Genomic DNA, 16,797 nt, shown 5'->3' on the forward strand with positions numbered 1-16,797 from the left:
TATGCGGAGGAAGGCTGCGGGTTATCACATCAATGGAGGAAAGCCCAAACGCAAGAAGGCCAGTCCGGAGACTGGCCTTCTACTTCTTAGCGCTGTAACTCAAAGCCCATGCCGACCTTAGTCAGCTTGCTTTTCGCTTTCACTGCGTATTTCTTAAGTTTTGGGGATTGGGTGTCAGTCGCAATTTCATTGAGCGCCTGCTCATAACGCAAATTGCCACTGTTGCCAACCACGGTACAAAGCCAAGCTACGGCGTCAATCATCTGTGCATCTGTGGTGTTGCGCTCGTCCCATACTTTTTGGGTAAAGCTGTCCAGGAGTTCGTTGGATACCTCAGATTGTTGGGCAAAGGCTCTGGCCATATCTCGGATTTCTGCGGCGCCCATGCCATCGAGGTCATTGCTCAACTTGGCAATATCCTCTTTGCCCTGCAGCGCAACTTCAACCTTGATAACGCTGTTTGCATACCAGTTTTTTTTGCTTTTTGTGGCTTCAAATTGGATCAGGCCAAGTTCGGGATAGTGGTATATCACCTTGGTCTGCCTGTTTGAGAAAATATTCGCTTCATTCACGTCAATCGAGGCCGGTTCGCCAAGTTTTTTGATGACCTGTGCTGTCGATTCACCACCGCGGATGGTGGTAAACAGCGCCTTCTTATCCTTGGCTGGGGCTGGGGCGGCTGGCTCTGTTAGCGTTCGGGTGGATTTACCGGATTTATCTATCACATCTGTTACCCGGTTGCCGTGAAGATCTTCTATCCATATCTGGCTGTTATCCTCACCCAAGGTACCAACGACCGTGTAAAACTCGTTGGCTTTCGGCGTAAAGCTCACGTCACCCGATACATAAAAAGAATCGGCAAATACCCCCACAATAGGTGCGCTGTGTGCAGTTCTACCTATGAGGGTTAGCTGATAGTTTTTGCCTGCCTCAAGCGGCCTTGATATGCCTCGCACCACCAAATGACCTTGGTTGAAACTTGAAGATTCGGAGAATTCAGCACTGTTTACCATGGGTTTGCCGTCAATTTTGGACGCAACAAAAAAATGGCCGGAGTGGTGGGACAGGTGACTGAAGCTGTCATCAAGTGATGCTGTGGCACCCTGGAAGCCTTTGGGCAAGGGGGAGGTCGACTGGCAGCCGAACAGTAAAATGGCACATAGAGTGGAAATCAGCAGTTTCATATCAATCCCTTGTTTGGTTATCGGCAGGATAAAAAGACAGTCTCTCTGTCTGCCGGGAGAGTGTTTTTTAGCTCTTTGCTCAAGTTGTTCGGAGCCCAAGCATTTTAGCTGTGATTGTAGTCGCCAAATTTACTATGTTATTAAAGATGGCTAAAGCATTATTCTTGCTGCGTTATTTGAGTAAGAGGCAATGAACGCTAGCGTGTGATAAAAAATTATCCGCAGCTAATAGAAAGAGATAACGGCTGCTACCGAAAGACCGGGCCAGACTGCAGGCTGGGTTATGAAAATGAAAGCCAGCGAGTTATCGCGACATTGGAAGATATGCCCTCGGTGGCCAAAACGCAAAAAGGCCAGTCCGGAGACTGGCCTTTTTATCAAGCTAGGAACCGATGGTTATCAGTTCATGCCATATTTTTTCAGCTTCTTGCGCAGGGTGCCGCGGTTGATGCCGAGCATGTTGGCAGCGCGGGTTTGGTTACCGCGGGTGTGTTGCATGATGATATCAAGCAGAGGGGCTTCAACTTCGCAAAGCACCATTTCGTAAACTTCCTGGGCTTCCTGACCGTCCAACTGGGCGAAGAAGTTGCTGACGGCGCGCTTCACTGCGTCACGCAGCAGTTGCGGCTTGATGGTGCCGTTTGCGGTTTCGATTTTGCCTACGGTAAGCTGATGAGCTTCAGTGTGAGTTGTCTGATCAAACATTCGTATTCTGCTCTTTATTGATACTTTACTAATTCATCGAAATAACGTTCCACGGCGGAACGTTGCTCGGCAGCGGATTCCAATGTATTGAATTCACTGCGGAATTCGCGCTGTTCGTCCTGGTCCAGGTACCAGCCGATATGTTTTCTGGCGAAGCGAACACCCTTAAATTCGCCATACAAATCATATATTTTGGTGAGATGTTCCAGCATCACCAGACGCTTTTCATCCATCCCCACCGGTTCGAGCCGGTGACCCGTGTTCAGAAAATGCTGGATTTCCCTGAAAATCCAAGGCCTTCCCTGGGCACCCCGTCCTATCATCAGGGCATCGGCACCGGTGTAATCGAGCACATGACGTGCCTTTTCCGGACTGACGATGTCCCCGTTGGCGACAACAGGAATCGAGACACTCTGTTTGATGGCGCGGATGGTGTCGTACTCGGCGTCGCCTTTGTACATGCATTGCCGGGTACGGCCGTGAACGGCCAACGAGGCTATGCCACAATCTTCTGCTATCCGGGCGATTTGAACACCGTTCCTGTGTTCCGGTTCCCACCCCGTGCGAATCTTCAGCGTGACCGGTACGTCCACTGCGCTTACCACGGCCTTGAGGATGGACTCCACCAGTTCCGGGTATTGCATCAGGGCCGAGCCCGCCTGCTTTTTATTCACCTTTTTTGCCGGACAACCCATGTTGATGTCGATGATTTGGGCGCCTTGCTCCACGTTGAAGCGGGCGGCCCAGGCCATCTGTTCGGGATCTGCGCCGGCAATCTGCACTGAGCGTATGCCTTCCTCTCCCGAATGTGCCATGCGTTGGCGGCTTTTGTCCGTGTCCCAGAGCTCCGGGTTGCAGGACAGCATCTCTGACACGGCCATGGCGGCACCATAGCGCAGGCAGAGATTGCGGAAGGCTTGATCCGTGACACCTGCCATTGGTGCCACGATCAGCTGATTGGTCAGTTGATAGGGGCCAATTTGCATTTTTGTCGTTTCACCCAGCGCTTCAAAGGGGCGCTATAGTACGTCTTTTTGTCAGCGCTGAAAAGGTCAATAAATGACCTGAGCGAAACTTTTTTTCTTGACTTTTGCGACCCGGGTTTTCAGTGCCCATGCGGGTCGTGGGCCTATTACAAGGTTTTGCGGCGTCCTGTCAAGCGACACCATTCGTCTTTGTGCGCTACGGGATCCATGTCAAACCACTGGGCGTAACAGGCGCTGATTTCGTCGGCCTGTTCGGCCAGCAGACCGGAGAGTGCCAGCAGGCCACCCGGAGCCACCAGATCTTGAATAAGCGGCGCCAGTTCCCGCAGTGGGCCGGCGAGGATATTGGCCACCAGTACCTCGGCCTTGAGGCCCTTGGGTTGGTCTTCCGGCAGGTACAGCGCCAGACGGTCGGCGACGCCGTTGCGCTCGGCATTGTCACGGGAAGCATCTATGGCCTGGTAATCAATGTCGATCCCGGTGGCCTTGGCAGCGCCGAGCTTAAGGGCGGCCACCGCCAGAATGCCGGAGCCACAACCGAAATCTATGACTTCCTTGCCACTGAGATCCAGGCTGTCGAGCCATTCCAGGCACAGGGCCGTGGTGGGGTGGGTGCCGGTGCCAAAGGCCAGACCGGGATCCAGGATCACGTTCACCGCCTCTGGGTCGGGGATTTCACGCCAGCTGGGGCAGATCCACAGCCGCTCGCCAAACTGAATGGGGTGGAAGCTGTCCATCCACTCGCGTACCCAGTCCTTGTCTTCAATCTGTTCTATCTTGAATTGCATGTCCGGGCCACAGAAGGGCTGGGCCTTGAGCAGCTCGACCGTGGGCATCAGATCCGTGCCGGCATCAAACAGGGCGACCACCACGGTATCGGCCCACAGCGGGGTTTCACCCAGCTTGGGTTCGAAGATGGGGGTGTCTTTGCCGTCTTCGAAGGTGATCGAAACCGAACCTTCCTCCAGCAGCAGATCGCTGATGGCTTCGGCGTGTTCGCTGTTGCTGTGAACGCGTAATTGGATCCAGGGCATGGTGATTCCTGCTTATTTAAAGACTAAAGGTGTAAAAACGAAAAGTGTGCAAACAAGAAGTATGGACGCTTATTTGGGCGGCATTGTAGCGCGTTTGCCCGCGCTTGACACAGGCTGATTGGGGCGCCAGGGCGGCAGACCACTATCGGGCCGGAAAAATTTTGCTTAAGCGTATGGTGAACTATTATCCATTGCCTTGATCTTCTTCACAGTATGTCGCTGGCATCTGAGCGACATTAGGCCAGTATCCTATATAAAAAGCGCCGGCCAACCGGCCTCTCAAGGAAGCAAGTCATGACCAACAAGACGGCAAGCCGCTGGAGCGGCTACCTGGATTTGGGCCAAAGCCTGTCCGGGGTGATATTGGCGTTGTTCCTCTGGACCCACCTGCTGCTGGTGTCCTCCATTCTTATCGGTCCCGAAGCCATGGACTGGGTTGCCCGCACCATGGAGCTGAGTTTCCTCAGTGCCGACGGCCACGGTTACCCCTGGGTGGTGAGTCTGATAGCCATAGGCATAGCCCTGCTGGCGCTGCTGCACGTGGTGGTGGCCATTCAGAAGATCCCCTTGAACCTCAAACAGCAAAAGGCGCTGGCGAGCCAGATGCAGATAGTCAATCACGGTGACACCCGCCTGTGGCGCTGGCAGGCCATTACAGGTGTGGTGATCCTGCTGCTGTTGCCGATTCACCTGTGGCTTATCGGCTCGGCGCCGGAAACCATAGGGCCGGTGGGCTCGGCCCGCCGCATCTGGGGCGAATACGGTTACCTTTTTTACCTGCCACTGTTGCTGACGGTGGAGCTGCATGCCGCCGTCGGCCTGTACCGGGCGGCACTCAAGTGGGGCCTGGTGTCCGAAAGCGCCGGGCGCAGCCGGCTCAAGACACTCAAGACAGTGTTCAGTCTGGTATTTGTCATCATAGGCCTGGCGGCACTGTTGGCCTTTATTCCCCATAATCCGGCCTGAGCGGCTGCCTAAGGAGTCACTGTGAAAATTATTTATACCGACTCGCTGGTCATAGGTGCCGGTCTTGCCGGACTCAGGGTGGCCATAGCCTGCAAACAGCGGGGGCTGGACACCCTGGTGCTGTCGCTCATTCCTGCTAAGCGTTCCCACTCCGCCGCCGCACAGGGCGGCATGCAGGCGAGTCTGGGCAACACGGTCAAGGGCATGGGCGACAACGAGGACGTGCATTTTCAGGATACGGTGAAGGGCTCCGACTGGGGCTGCGATCAGCAGGTGGCGCGAATGTTTGCCCACTGTGCCCCCAAGGCGGTGCGCGAGCTGGCCCATTGGGGCGTGCCCTGGACCCGGGTCACCAAGGGGCCGCGGGAGGTGGTGGTCAATGCCGAACGCATTACTTTGGAAGAGGCCGAGGAAGCCCATGGCCTGATCAATGCCCGGGATTTCGGTGGCACCAAGAAGTGGCGCACCTGCTACACCGCCGATGGCACAGGCCATTCGCTGCTGTATGCCATGGATAACAAGGCCATCTCCCTCGACATCCCGGTACACGAACGGGTCGAAGCCCTGGCGCTGATCCACGACGGTGGCCGCTGCCACGGAGTGGTGGCCCGCTGTCTTATCACCGGTGAATTGCGGGCCTATATCGCCAAGGCCACCACCATAGCCACCGGTGGCTACGGCCGGATTTACTCCGTCTCCACCAATGCGGTGATCTGTGAGGGTATAGGGCAGGCGCTGGCGCTGGAGACCGGAGTTGCCGCCCTTGGCAACATGGAGGCGGTGCAATTTCACCCCACGGCCATAGTGCCCGTGGGCATTCTGACCACAGAGGGCTGTCGCGGTGACGGCGGCCTGCTCAGGGACAAGGACGGCTACCGTTTTATGCCGGACTATGAGCCGGAGAAGAAGGAGCTGGCATCCCGGGACGTGGTCTCCCGGCGCATGACCGAGCATATGCGCAAGGGCAAGGGCGTCGACAGCCCCTATGGTCCCCATCTGTGGCTCGACATTACCCTGCTGGGCCGTGAGCACATAGAGACCAACCTGCGGGAAGTGAAGGAAATTTGTGAAAACTTCCTCGGCATAGATCCGGCCAAGGATTGGATCCCGGTGCGGCCGACCCAGCACTATTCCATGGGCGGCATCCGCACCACGGCCCAGGGCCAGAGTCCGCAGCTTAAGGGCCTGTTCAGTGTCGGCGAGGCCGCCTGTTGGGATATGCACGGCTTCAACCGCCTGGGTGGCAATTCGCTGGCCGAGACTGTGGTCGGCGGCATGATTATCGGCAAGTATGTGGCGGACTTCTGCGAGGACGAGCCCCTGGTGCTGGATACCGCATTGGCGCAGCAATTTGTCGACAAGGTGCGCGCCGAAATCGATCAGCTGCTGGAGGGGAACGGCCAGGAAAAGGCCTGGGATCTCAAGCAGGAAATGCAGCGCATCATGATGGACTATGTCGGTATTTTCCGTAACGGCCCCGAGCTGGACAAGGCGGTGACCGAGTTGCAGGCGCTGCTCAAGCGTTCACGGGATCTGGGGGTGAGCTGCAAGAAACGCCACGCCAATCCCGAGCTGGTGGAAGCGCTGCGGGTGCGGCGCATGCTCAAGGTGGCCATCACTGTTGCCAGCGGCGCGGCGGCACGCACCGAAAGCCGCGGCGCCCATGCCCGGGAGGATTATCCCCAACGCAATGACAGGGACTGGCTGAGCCGCACCCTGGCCACCTGGCCCGATGCCGAGGCCCTGATGCCGGTGCTCAGTTACGAGAAGCTGGATGTGATGCAGATGGAGCTGCCGCCGGGTTACCGCGGCTATGGCGCCGACAATGCCATCCACCATCCAGACACGCCGCTGCGGCTGGCCGAGATAGAACGCATTCTGGAAGGCCTCGGGCCCAATGCCAGCCGTGAACAGCGCCAGGCGGCACTGATGCCCTTTGAATTGCCGGCAGCGCTGATGCCCGCCAATGAACGTTTGGCCGACAGACTGGCGCCCGCCTGTGTGCTGTCGCCCCCAGTGGAACCCAATTTAGCCGGAGACGACAACTCATGACTGGCCGTATCTTAAGTTTCGATATTTTCCGTTACGACCCCCAGGATGAGGGCGACAGCCCGAAAATGGCGCGTTATGAACTGGAAGAAACCCCGGGCATGACGGTATTTATCGCCCTCAACCGTTTGCGTCAGGAGCAGGATCCCTCGCTGCAGTTTGATTTTGTGTGCCGTGCCGGGATCTGCGGCAGCTGTGCCATGGTAATCAATGGCATGCCGACCCTGGCCTGTCGCACCCTGACCGCCAAATATCCCGAGGGCAGCTTCAGGCTGATGCCCTTGCCGGGCTTTGAGTTGATTGGCGATCTGTCGGTTAACACAGGCAAGTTTATGCGTGAGCTGGCGGAGCGACTGGAGCTGTGGCTGCATCCCAAGGCCGGTGACCATGATATCCATAGACTGGAAGATCCCATGGATCCCCAGGAGGCCGCCAAACTCTATGAGCTGGAGCGCTGTGTCGAGTGTGGGGTCTGTGTGTCCGCCTGCGCCACCAAGCAGATGCGCGACACCTTTGTCGGTGCCGTGGGCATGATGAAGATTGCCCGCTTCGAGCTCGACAGCCGCGACAGCCGCAGCGCCGATGATTTTTACCATGTGATAGGCAACCAGGACGGGGTCTTTGGTTGCATGACCCTGCTGGGCTGTCAGGACAACTGCCCCAAGGATCTGCCGCACATGCAGCAGATTGCCTACCTGAGACGCAAGATGGCCTCGACCCTGCTGTAGTGGATGTTTGGCAGAGATGAAAAAGCCGGTGCATGCACCGGCTTTTTTATTTCTTGGGATCAGAGCCTTGGCGCCTGTTCGCCGATGGCGATGGCACGCAGCTCGGGATCGGCAAAAATCTGTTGCAGCTGATCGCGGTAGGCGCGCAGCACGTTGTTCTGTGGCGATTCCGAGGCTTTCTCGTCAATCACGTCACGCTCTTTAATCTGCTTGTACAGCACTTCGCCGGCACCGTCTTCAAATACGTGCAGGTGGGTGTCGGTATCGAAGTTAAAGGCGCTCACCCAGTTGAGGTTAATGCTGAAGTACCAGTCTTTCAGTACCAGCACCATCAGTTCTGATGCCTGGTTCTGCTTCAGTACGTCGCTGGCTTCAACCGGCGTTGGCAGAGCCTTGAAGGGCACGGCCTTGACCTGCCAGCCCTTGCTGCTCAGGCCATTGACTATGCGATTTTCCAACCATTGGGCCAGGGTCAGCTCTTTGTCTGTCTTTTCAGTGGCCAAAACCTGATGTACGTGCCAATCGACCGGGATGCCGAAGGCGCCATGGGCAACGCCGATAAAGTTGGCTGGTTTGCCTTCCGCCAATTGTGGTCTTTCGTCAACCACGGCAACGATCACGGATTTGCTCGGTACGTATTCCGGGGTGGGGACTTGTTCTTTGATGGGGATGGCTGATACACAGCCGGAAAGGGCCGTAATAGCCATGATGGCCGCCAGTAAATGCTTCATGTGTGCTCCTTGAGCTTCATGTGTGCTCTTTGAGTGATCGTCATTCCTTCGGCGCCTTGGGCGCGGGTATAAGTATGCCTGTCGCGGCACCTGCACTCAAATCTTTGCAACTTTTTCATTACATTTATTGATCGGCGTTAAAAAAACGCACCTCTTGGGTGCGTTTTTTAAGGCAGAGCTGCGACAGCCGTCGGCCGTCTTAGTGGCTGCGATTACTGCTGTTCGCGGGCGATGGCGCGGTAGCCTATGTCGGTGCGGAAGTAGACATCGTCCCAGTGGATTTCATCCACCAGAGCGTAAGCGGCTTTTTGTGCTTCGGTCACGCTGTTGCCCAGGGCGGTGGCGCACAGCACGCGGCCACCGTTGGTGACGACGCGGCCATCAACCATCTTGGTGCCGGCATGGAACACCTTGGCGTCTGTGTTGCCAAGGGACAGACCTTCGATCACATCGCCCTTGCGATACTCGTCTGGATAGCCACCGGCGGCCAGCACCACGCCCACAGCGGCGCGGCTGTCGTACTCGGCGGTTACCTGGTCCAGTTCACCACGGCAGGCAGCCAGACACAGCTCAACCAGATCAGATTTCAGGCGCATCATGATGGGCTGGGTCTCGGGATCGCCGAAGCGGCAGTTGTATTCCAGCACCTTGGCTTCGCCCTGAGGGTCCACCATCAGACCGGCATAGAGGAAGCCGGTGTAGACATTGCCTTCGGCTGCCATGCCATCAACGGTTGGGCGAATGACGTTGGCCATCACCCAGTCGTGTACGTCTTGGGTCACCACGGGGGCGGGCGAGTAGGCACCCATGCCACCTGTGTTGGGACCGTGGTCCGCATTGTCGCGGGCCTTGTGATCCTGGCTGGTGGCCATCGGCAGTATGTTTTTGCCGTCGACCATGACGATGAAGCTGGCTTCTTCGCCCCTGAGGAATTCTTCCACCACCACGCGGGAACCTGCGTCGCCAAACTTGTTGCCGGCCAGCATATCGTCGATGGCGGCATCGGCCTCAGCCTGGTCCTGGGCGATGATCACGCCCTTACCGGCGGCCAGACCATCGGCCTTGATCACCACGGGGAAGCCGGTCTTGGCGGCAAGCGTGGATACAAAGGCCTTGGCGGCCGGAATTTCAGTGAAGTTCTGATAATCGGCGGTAGGAATGTTATGGCGGGCCAAAAAGTCCTTGGTAAAGGCCTTGGAGCCTTCCAGCTGGGCAGCACCCTGGGTGGGGCCGAAAATGGTCAGGCCTTCGGCGCGGAACGCATCCACCACACCAATCACCAGCGGCGCTTCGGGGCCCACTATGGTCAGGTCTACTTTGCTTTCTTTGGCAAAGGCCAGCAGCGCAGGAATGTCGGTGGCCTCGATGGCGACGTTTTCCAGCTTGGGTTCCAGGCTGGTACCGGCATTGCCTGGGGCAACGAATACGGTTTCAACAGCAGGGTTTTGGGCAGCCTTCCAGCCCAGGGCATGTTCGCGTCCACCACTGCCAATCACGAGGATTTTCATCTGCTTATTCCTTATAACTTGAATGCGAAAGGCAGCCCGTAGGCTGCCTGAACTTTATCAGTGGCGGAAGTGGCGCATGTTGGTGAACACCATGGCCATGCCGTGCTCGTCGGCGGCGGCAATCACTTCCTCGTCGCGGATGGAACCGCCGGGCTGGATGATGCAGCTGATACCGGCAGCGGCCGCGGCGTCGATCCCGTCGCGGAACGGGAAGAAGGCGTCTGAAGCCATTACCGAGCCCTCAACCACCAGACCTTCGTCGGTGGCCTTGATGCCGGCGATCTTGGCACTGTAGACGCGGCTCATCTGGCCGGCGCCCACACCTATGGTCATGCCGTCTTTGGCATAAACTATGGCGTTGGACTTAACAAACTTGGCTACCTTCCAGCAGAACATCAGATCTTTCAGTTCGGCCGCTGTGGGTTGACGCTTGGACACCACCTTGAGATCGGCCTCGGTCACCATGCCCTGGTCGCGGTCCTGGATCAGCAGACCACCGTTAACGCGCTTGTAGTCCAGGCCCTTGGTCTGCTCGGCCCATTGACCGCATTCCAGCAGACGCACATTGGTCTTCTTGGCGACCACGTCACGGGCGGCCTGGCTGACCACGGGGGCGATGATCACTTCCACAAACTGGCGCTCAACAATGGCGCTGGCGGTTTCGGCATCCAGCTCACGGTTGAAGGCTATGATGCCACCGAAGGCGGAGGTTGGGTCTGTCTTGTAGGCGCGGTTGTAGGCGTCCAGCAGGTTGTCGCCCAGGGCCACACCGCAGGGGTTGGCGTGCTTGACGATAACGCAGGCCGGGGCGTCGAATTCTTTTACGCACTCCAGCGCCGCATCGGTATCGGCGATGTTGTTGTAGGACAGTGCCTTGCCCTGCAGCTGAGTGGCGGTGGCCACTGAAGCTTCGTCCGTGTGCAGATCCACGTAGAAGGCGGCGCTCTGATGGCTGTTTTCGCCGTAGCGCAGATCCTGCTTCTTCACCAGCTGGGTGTTGAAGGTACGGGGGAATTTGGAGTCGTCGTGACACTCGTCGTCGCTGTGGGCAGGAGCCCCATTTACCGCGTGCGGTGGTACGAGGGTACCGAAGTAGTTGGCAATCATGCCATCGTAAGCGGCGGTGTGCTCAAAGGCGGCAATGGCCAGATCGAAACGGGTGGCGTGGGTGGTAGAGCCGCCGTTGGCGCTCATTTCGGCCAGCACCCTGTCATAGTCCTTGGCGTTAACCACAATCACCACGTCTTTGTGGTTCTTGGCAGCAGCGCGCACCATGGTGGGACCGCCAATATCGATGTTCTCGATGGCGTCTTCCAGGGTGCAGCCTGGCTTGGCCACGGTAGCGGCAAAGGGATACAGGTTAACGGCCACCAGATCTATAGGGCCTATGTTGTTGGCGGCCATCACGTCTTCGTCCAGACCGCGGCGCGCCAGAATGCCACCGTGCACCTTGGGGTGCAGGGTCTTGACCCGACCGTCCATAATCTCAGGGTGACCTGTGTAGTCAGAAACTTCGATCACAGGCACGCCGTTGTCGGCCAGCAGCTTGGCTGTGCCGCCGGTGGACAGCAGTTCCACGCCCTGGGCATGCAGTGCCTGGGCGAACTCGAGGATACCTGTTTTATCGGACACGCTCAGCAGCGCGCGACGAATGGGTCTGGCGTTATTCATTTTGGGTACAGTTTTCCGCTTTTTTAGGGTTCAAGGATCTTTCGGAAAACAAAACAGCATCAAAGATTTCGATGCCGGAATGCTTTCCAAAAGTCCCTCGGGTGTCCCCAAGTCGGATTTATTGGTATGCCAGGGTGCCGTTTCGGCGCGCGTATTCTACCGTAAAACTGCCGATTGCGGTTTTTTTTCTGCGCGATTTCACAATATTGCTCTGCGAACACAGTCGCGAACAGCACAAGTGGAAATAACCCTTGACCTTGGATTTAACTCCAAGGTTTATAATCACCCCATCAGATGCATTATCGGGTAAGGCAAATGTACCGGATTGGCGAACTGGCCGACCTCTGTGAGGTCAAGGCTGACACCTTGAGATTTTACGAAAAGCACGGGCTTCTCTCGCCCTCGATGCGCAGCGACTCGGGCTACCGGTTGTACAGCAGTGAGGATGCCGCCAGGCTCAGATTTATTCTGCGGGCCAAGGCCGTGGGCTTTACCCTGAGCGAGATCACCGAGCTGCTGTCCATTGAGCTGAATAAGGCCGACTGGGCCTGTGCCGACGTCAAGGGCATGGTGGACGTTAAGCTGGAACAGGTCAGCGCCAGGATTGCCGAACTCTCGGCGTTTCGTGATTCATTGCAGCGCTTGTCGGATGCCTGTTGCGGCGGCCCCGAGAGTGCTATGCATTGCTCCATTCTGGAAGCGCTGGAAACCAATCATCAGGTCAGGCCTGAATCTCACCAACACATCGCAGACAAGGACAAAAAACCATGTTGCTGACCAATTTTCTTCACCTGTTTCTGGAGTCGGCTCCCTGGCTGTTGCTGGGCCTGATCCTGGCCGGCTTGCTAAAGGTGTTTGTGCCCATGGAATGGATGCAAAGGCAGCTCGGTGGCCATGGTTTCAAGGCGACTGTGAAGGCGGCGCTGTTGGGGGCTCCGCTGCCACTGTGCTCCTGCGGGGTGATCCCGGCCGCCGTGGGCCTGCGCCGCAGCGGCGCCTCCAAGGCGGCCACCACCTCTTTCCTGGTATCGACCCCGGAGACTGGCGTTGACTCGGTTACCGTATCCTACGTATTGCTCGGTCCCTTTATGGCCATAGTGCGGCCCATAGCGGCGGTTACCAGTGCCATAGTGGCCGGTATGCTGGTGGGCCGCGATGATGACGCAGTACCGTCAGCAACCCCAAATGCCACTGCCGATGGATGCGCGGGCGGCAAGGCGCCTGCCGCTTCCGCCAGCCGTTTCACACCCATGACGGCTGCGCCTGCGACTTTGGCTCCCCTGGCCGCAGCGACGTTCAAACCCCAGGCCAAGGCGCAAGCCGACAGCTGTTGTGCGCCGAAGGCTGAAACTCCAAGCTGCTGCGCCCCCAAGGTTGAAAGCTGCTGCGACAGCGCTCCAAAGGCGGAAGCTTGTTGCGACAGTTCTGCTGCCGTGGCCGTTTCCTCTTGCTGTGCCGGTGAAAACACTGCGGCAAGCACTTCCTGTTGCGATTCAGGCTCGGCGGTAAAGGAGGAGGCGTCAGTTCCGGCAAAGGTAGTCCGTGGGTTGCAATACGCCGCCACAGACCTGGTAAGCGATACCGCCCTTTGGCTGCTGGTGGGGCTGTTCTTTGCGGCGCTGGTGCAAACCTATGTCCCCGCCGACTATCTGGCCCAGTGGGGCAATGGCATACTGGCCATGCTGGTGATGGTGCTGGTGTCCGTTCCCATGTATATCTGCGCCACCGCATCCACACCCATTGCCGCAGGACTCTTGCTGGCCGGTGTCTCTCCCGGAGCCGTGTTGGTGTTTATGATGGCCGGTCCTGCGACCAATATTGCCACCCTGGGTGTGGTGACCAAGGAGCTTGGCAAGCGCGCCCTCTATGGCTACCTCGGCGGTGTGCTGGGCGTGGCCCTGGTGGCTGGTATGCTGGTCAATCTGCTGGTGGAGAAATTTGGCTTTGAGGTGGCGCCGCAGATCGGTGCCGAGCATGCCATGTTATCGCCAGCCCTGGTGGCCATCAGCGGCCTGGTATTGGCCGCCCTAATGGGGCGGGCGCTGTGGCAAAAACTGCCGCGGCGTAAAAAAGCTGCCGGTGACTGCTGTTCCTGAATTCGTTATTGAAAAAGAAAATCCCCGATCAGGATATCTGAGCCGGGGATTTTTTGTTTCGGGCCATCTATTTCAGTCTTAGTTGCCTTTCTTGGCGTCGATAAAGGGCAGGGCACCGTTTGGCAGCACAGTGGTTGGCAGCTTGCCATCCCATTTTTCGGCCTTGGTCAGTTCCACCAGGTTGGAGTTCTGGGCCAGGGCCTCGGCGCGGCTCTTGATGGCTGAGGCTTCGGCTTCACCCTTGATGCGGATGCTCTCGGCTTCGGCCTTGGCACGGGCCAGTTGTGAGTCTGCCTGAGCCTGGGCCTGGGTTACCGCAATTTGGGCACTGACCCTTTCTTTTTCCAGATTCTGCAACTGGGTTTGCACTTCAACCTCGGCGCGCATCCTGTCCTCGACGGATTTCTCGTAGGCGTTGCTGAAGTCGATGTTTTCTATCTGTACCGAGGTGATCTCAATCGGGCCCTTAACCGCATGCACTATGGCGTCGGTGACGTCTATGCCGAACTTGATCCTTTCCTGCACTACGGAAATCGCCGTGTATTTACCAAAGATGTTCTCCACCTGGGTGGGGACCTGCCTGTCGAGCAGACGTGCCACCATGGCATCAATGCTTTTGAAATTGGCATACACTTCTTCAACCCTGTCCGGTGGCACGCTGTAGGTGACCGAGGCTTTCAGAGTTGCCGGCTGCTGATCACGGCTGTAGGCCTGCAGCGTGCCATAGCTGGTGGTGTGGGTTTGGGTGGAAATCTTCACCACAGTATCAATCAGGGGGATCTTGAAGCCAAGACCAGGTTCGGCCGTGCCTATGACCCTGCCGTTACGCAGCAGCACGCCACGTTCGCCCTGATCGACAGTGTACCAACTGCCCAAAAAGGTGATGAACAGCAGAAGCAGCAGGACCACGGGAATGATCTTGCCGAGGTGATTGGAGGCCGGGGTGGAGATATCGCTTTTAAACATTGAGCATCCCTTGCAAAGGTGAGTGTGGCCCTGATTGACCAAAATGTTGCAGACAGCTGTTGTAGTAAAGGCAATCTAACCCAATAGCGTGGGTGGGGCAAGTTGCCGTTATATAAGCACATTTATCAGAATGCGATGCGATTTCGACCCAGGCTGGTGGCCTGGTCTGGCTTGTGTCTCCCCGTAACTTTCTATAGGGTTAACAAAAATTTTACAAAGCAGCGTTTTTTGCTGCATACAAAAGGAATGTCAGCATGGAAATGCGTAAATTGGCTATCTGTATGGCCGCGGCAACCCTGTTGGGGGCGTGCGGCAGTGACAAGGACAATACTCCGCCGGAGCCGAGTGAAGAACAACTGCTGACCCAAACCCTGCGCCAGACTGTGAGTGAATTGGGGTTCAGGGGCGACCCCTCCGAAGGGCGCAGCTTACCCGCCATGGAGAATAATCCCAAGGCCGAGCTCGGCATGCAGCTGTTTTTCACCAAGGCCCTCAGCGGTGAGATGGATACTGCCTGTGTGACTTGCCACCACCCCTTGCTCGGTGGTGGTGATGATCTCAGTTTGCCTGTCGGGGTCGAAGCCGTTGATCCCGATTTATTGGGACCTGGGCGGGAGCACAGCTCGGCAGGGACCGCTTTTGATGGTGGCCCAACAGTGCCGCGCAATGCCCCCACCACCTTTAACATTGCCCTGTGGGATCGCAGCATTTTTCACGACAGCCGCATCGAAAGTCTGGAGGCGACGCCGCGCGCCAACGGGGAAGGCACCAGCATAGTGACGCCGGATTCCAGCGACCGATTGAGCGCGGATACCAACGCCGTCAATCTGGTACAGGCCCAGACACGTTTCCCTGTTACCTCAAACGAAGAAATGAAGGGACACCATAAGGGCGATCTCAACAATGCCGCTATTCGTGCCTACCTGATTGCCCGCCTCAGGGGGGACAATGCAGATTTAACCGAAAACCAATGGCTTGAGGCTTTCCGTTTGGGATTGGGTCAGCCGGAGGGGACAGCCGAAGCCCTTATCACCGAAGAAAACCTCTTCGGTGCCATTGCCGAATATGAACGCAGCCAGGTGTTTGTCGATACGCCCTGGCGGGATTTCGTCAAGGGCGATGACGCTGCCATCACTTTTGATGCCAAGCAGGGGGCGCAGCTGTTCTTCGCTTCGCAGGAGCAGGGCGGTGCCGACTGCGCTTCCTGTCATAGGGGCGACTTCTTTACCGACGAGCGCCATCACAATATTGCCCTGCCTCAGTTGGGCCGTGGCAAGGGCGATGGCGCGGATGGCAGCAATGACTTTGGTCGGTTCCGGGTTAGCAAGGAAGAGCGCGATCGCTTTGCCTTCCGTACCCCAACCCTGCTGAACGTCACCGAAACTGCACCCTACGGTCACAGTGGTGCCTTCGACAGCCTGAGGGATATGGTCAAACATCACCTGAACGCGGCCGAGTCGGTGGCCAACTATCAGCAGGCGAATGCCATAGCCCAGCAAGGCGTGCAGGGGGACAAGATGATGGTCAATACCCAGGCGGCCCTGGACAAGCTGCTGGCCGATCGCACCATGGGGGCGCCGGTATTGCAGGATGTGGCGCTGACGGAGGCGCAAGTGGACCAACTGCTGGCCTTCCTCGCGACCCTGACCGACAGGTGCGTGCTGGACACTGCCTGTTTGGCCAAGTGGATCCCGTCCGATACCACAGCCGATCCGGACAGTATGCAATTGCATGCCAAATTCGAGTAATAGCGAGTCAAGCTGAAGTAAAAAGGCACTCATATGAGTGCCTTTTTTGTGACGGCGTGCCACCCGAGAATTTGAGACCGATTGACTCTTGCGGGGGTATGCTTAGCGCCTTGCTACTTGTTGATGTTCTCAACTCTGGTTGGGGCTGCGCCCTGTTTTTTGGCATGCTTGGCGGCGCGTTTTTCCTTGGCCGTCATTAAGGGTTGTTTCTTCTGATTCTTGCTGCTTCTGTGCTCTTTACTCATAGTCTGCTCCATGTCCCGAAGGGTCGCGTTATAAGTTCTCACTGACAGCGCAGGGGGCTTGGATATCCCTCTGTGTGGTGCCTGACAAAAGGCAGGCTACGCCTCAGTGTAAGCCGCGGCTGCCGCATTGTGAGCCCTGTTTCGATAGAATATTTAGCGATTGCATTAGACGTAATAAGA

15 protein-coding genes are annotated in these 16,797 nt (G+C 57.2%); 6 read left to right on the forward strand and 9 right to left on the reverse strand.

Translation table 11 applies throughout. The annotated features are described in order from the left end of the window. Window positions 1-86 precede the first annotated feature (86 nt). From JYB84_RS01755 to prmA, 4 genes are all read right to left on the reverse strand, one after another. A complete protein-coding gene (locus JYB84_RS01755; protein ID WP_207321740.1) occupies window positions 87-1,184 on the reverse strand; it encodes a hypothetical protein in 1,098 nt (365 codons plus the stop codon). Window positions 1,185-1,583: 399 nt separating this feature from the next. Then, complete coding sequence (gene fis / locus JYB84_RS01760; protein WP_025011339.1) at window positions 1,584-1,889, reverse strand: DNA-binding transcriptional regulator Fis; 306 nt, start codon at window positions 1,887-1,889, stop codon at window positions 1,584-1,586. A gap of 14 nt (window positions 1,890-1,903) precedes the next feature. Beyond that, window positions 1,904-2,875 (reverse strand): tRNA dihydrouridine synthase DusB, encoded by a 972-nt coding sequence (gene dusB, locus JYB84_RS01765; protein WP_207321741.1) that lies wholly within the window; start codon window positions 2,873-2,875, stop codon window positions 1,904-1,906. A 146-nt stretch (window positions 2,876-3,021) separates the two neighbouring features. After that, entirely contained in the window at window positions 3,022-3,909 is an 888-nt protein-coding gene (prmA, locus tag JYB84_RS01770; protein ID WP_207321742.1) for a 50S ribosomal protein L11 methyltransferase, read from the reverse strand. Between the two features lie 294 nt (window positions 3,910-4,203). Here prmA and JYB84_RS01775 point away from each other — a divergent pair, with 294 nt between their 5' ends. From JYB84_RS01775 to JYB84_RS01785, 3 genes are read left to right on the forward strand one after another with little or no spacing between them, the layout of a single operon-like run. Continuing rightward, window positions 4,204-4,875: a fumarate reductase cytochrome b subunit gene (locus tag JYB84_RS01775; RefSeq protein ID WP_207321743.1), complete on the forward strand. Its 672-nt coding sequence runs from the start codon at window positions 4,204-4,206 to the stop codon at window positions 4,873-4,875. A gap of 21 nt (window positions 4,876-4,896) precedes the next feature. Beyond that, window positions 4,897-6,927 carry a fumarate reductase flavoprotein subunit gene (locus JYB84_RS01780; protein ID WP_207321744.1) on the forward strand — a complete coding sequence of 677 codons (2,031 nt, stop codon included), beginning with the start codon at window positions 4,897-4,899 and terminating at the stop codon, window positions 6,925-6,927. Beyond that, entirely contained in the window at window positions 6,924-7,652 is a 729-nt protein-coding gene (locus JYB84_RS01785; RefSeq protein ID WP_207321745.1) for a fumarate reductase iron-sulfur subunit, read from the forward strand. The genes JYB84_RS01780 and JYB84_RS01785 overlap by 4 nt, the downstream gene beginning before the upstream one ends. A gap of 59 nt (window positions 7,653-7,711) precedes the next feature. On the opposite strand, the gene JYB84_RS01790 is transcribed toward JYB84_RS01785, so the two are convergent. The 3 genes from JYB84_RS01790 to purH form a co-directional block, all read right to left on the reverse strand. After that, on the reverse strand, window positions 7,712-8,383 hold the full coding sequence (locus tag JYB84_RS01790; protein ID WP_207321746.1) for a hypothetical protein: 672 nt from the start codon (window positions 8,381-8,383) through the stop codon (window positions 7,712-7,714). Window positions 8,384-8,595: 212 nt separating this feature from the next. Further along, on the reverse strand, window positions 8,596-9,891 hold the full coding sequence (purD, locus tag JYB84_RS01795) for a phosphoribosylamine--glycine ligase (protein ID WP_207321747.1): 1,296 nt from the start codon (window positions 9,889-9,891) through the stop codon (window positions 8,596-8,598). Window positions 9,892-9,948: 57 nt separating this feature from the next. Beyond that, on the reverse strand, window positions 9,949-11,562 hold the full coding sequence (gene purH, locus JYB84_RS01800; protein WP_207321748.1) for a bifunctional phosphoribosylaminoimidazolecarboxamide formyltransferase/IMP cyclohydrolase: 1,614 nt from the start codon (window positions 11,560-11,562) through the stop codon (window positions 9,949-9,951). 315 nt (window positions 11,563-11,877) lie between these two features. Here purH and zntR point away from each other — a divergent pair, with 315 nt between their 5' ends. Together zntR and JYB84_RS01810 are read left to right on the forward strand one after the other, a co-directional pair. Next, window positions 11,878-12,339 (forward strand): Zn(2+)-responsive transcriptional regulator, encoded by a 462-nt coding sequence (gene zntR / locus JYB84_RS01805; protein WP_207321749.1) that lies wholly within the window; start codon window positions 11,878-11,880, stop codon window positions 12,337-12,339. After that, window positions 12,330-13,658, forward strand: coding sequence for an SO_0444 family Cu/Zn efflux transporter (locus JYB84_RS01810; protein ID WP_207321750.1), 1,329 nt, complete (start codon window positions 12,330-12,332; stop codon window positions 13,656-13,658). The genes zntR and JYB84_RS01810 overlap by 10 nt, the downstream gene beginning before the upstream one ends. Before the next feature lie 78 nt (window positions 13,659-13,736). Here the strand turns inward: JYB84_RS01810 and JYB84_RS01815 are convergent, their stop codons facing one another. Beyond that, entirely contained in the window at window positions 13,737-14,624 is an 888-nt protein-coding gene (locus tag JYB84_RS01815) for a prohibitin family protein (protein WP_207321751.1), read from the reverse strand. A 254-nt stretch (window positions 14,625-14,878) separates the two neighbouring features. On the opposite strand from JYB84_RS01815, the gene JYB84_RS01820 reads away from it, so the two are divergent. Further along, window positions 14,879-16,372 (forward strand): cytochrome-c peroxidase, encoded by a 1,494-nt coding sequence (locus tag JYB84_RS01820; RefSeq protein WP_207321752.1) that lies wholly within the window; start codon window positions 14,879-14,881, stop codon window positions 16,370-16,372. Window positions 16,373-16,485: 113 nt separating this feature from the next. Here JYB84_RS01820 and JYB84_RS18455 read toward each other — a convergent pair whose 3' ends face one another. Then, window positions 16,486-16,617, reverse strand: coding sequence for a hypothetical protein (locus tag JYB84_RS18455; RefSeq protein WP_266097106.1), 132 nt, complete (start codon window positions 16,615-16,617; stop codon window positions 16,486-16,488). Between the last annotated feature and the right edge of the window lie 180 nt (window positions 16,618-16,797).

The sequence above is a fragment of the Shewanella cyperi genome (assembly GCF_017354985.1).
Taxonomy (GTDB): domain Bacteria; phylum Pseudomonadota; class Gammaproteobacteria; order Enterobacterales; family Shewanellaceae; genus Shewanella; species Shewanella cyperi.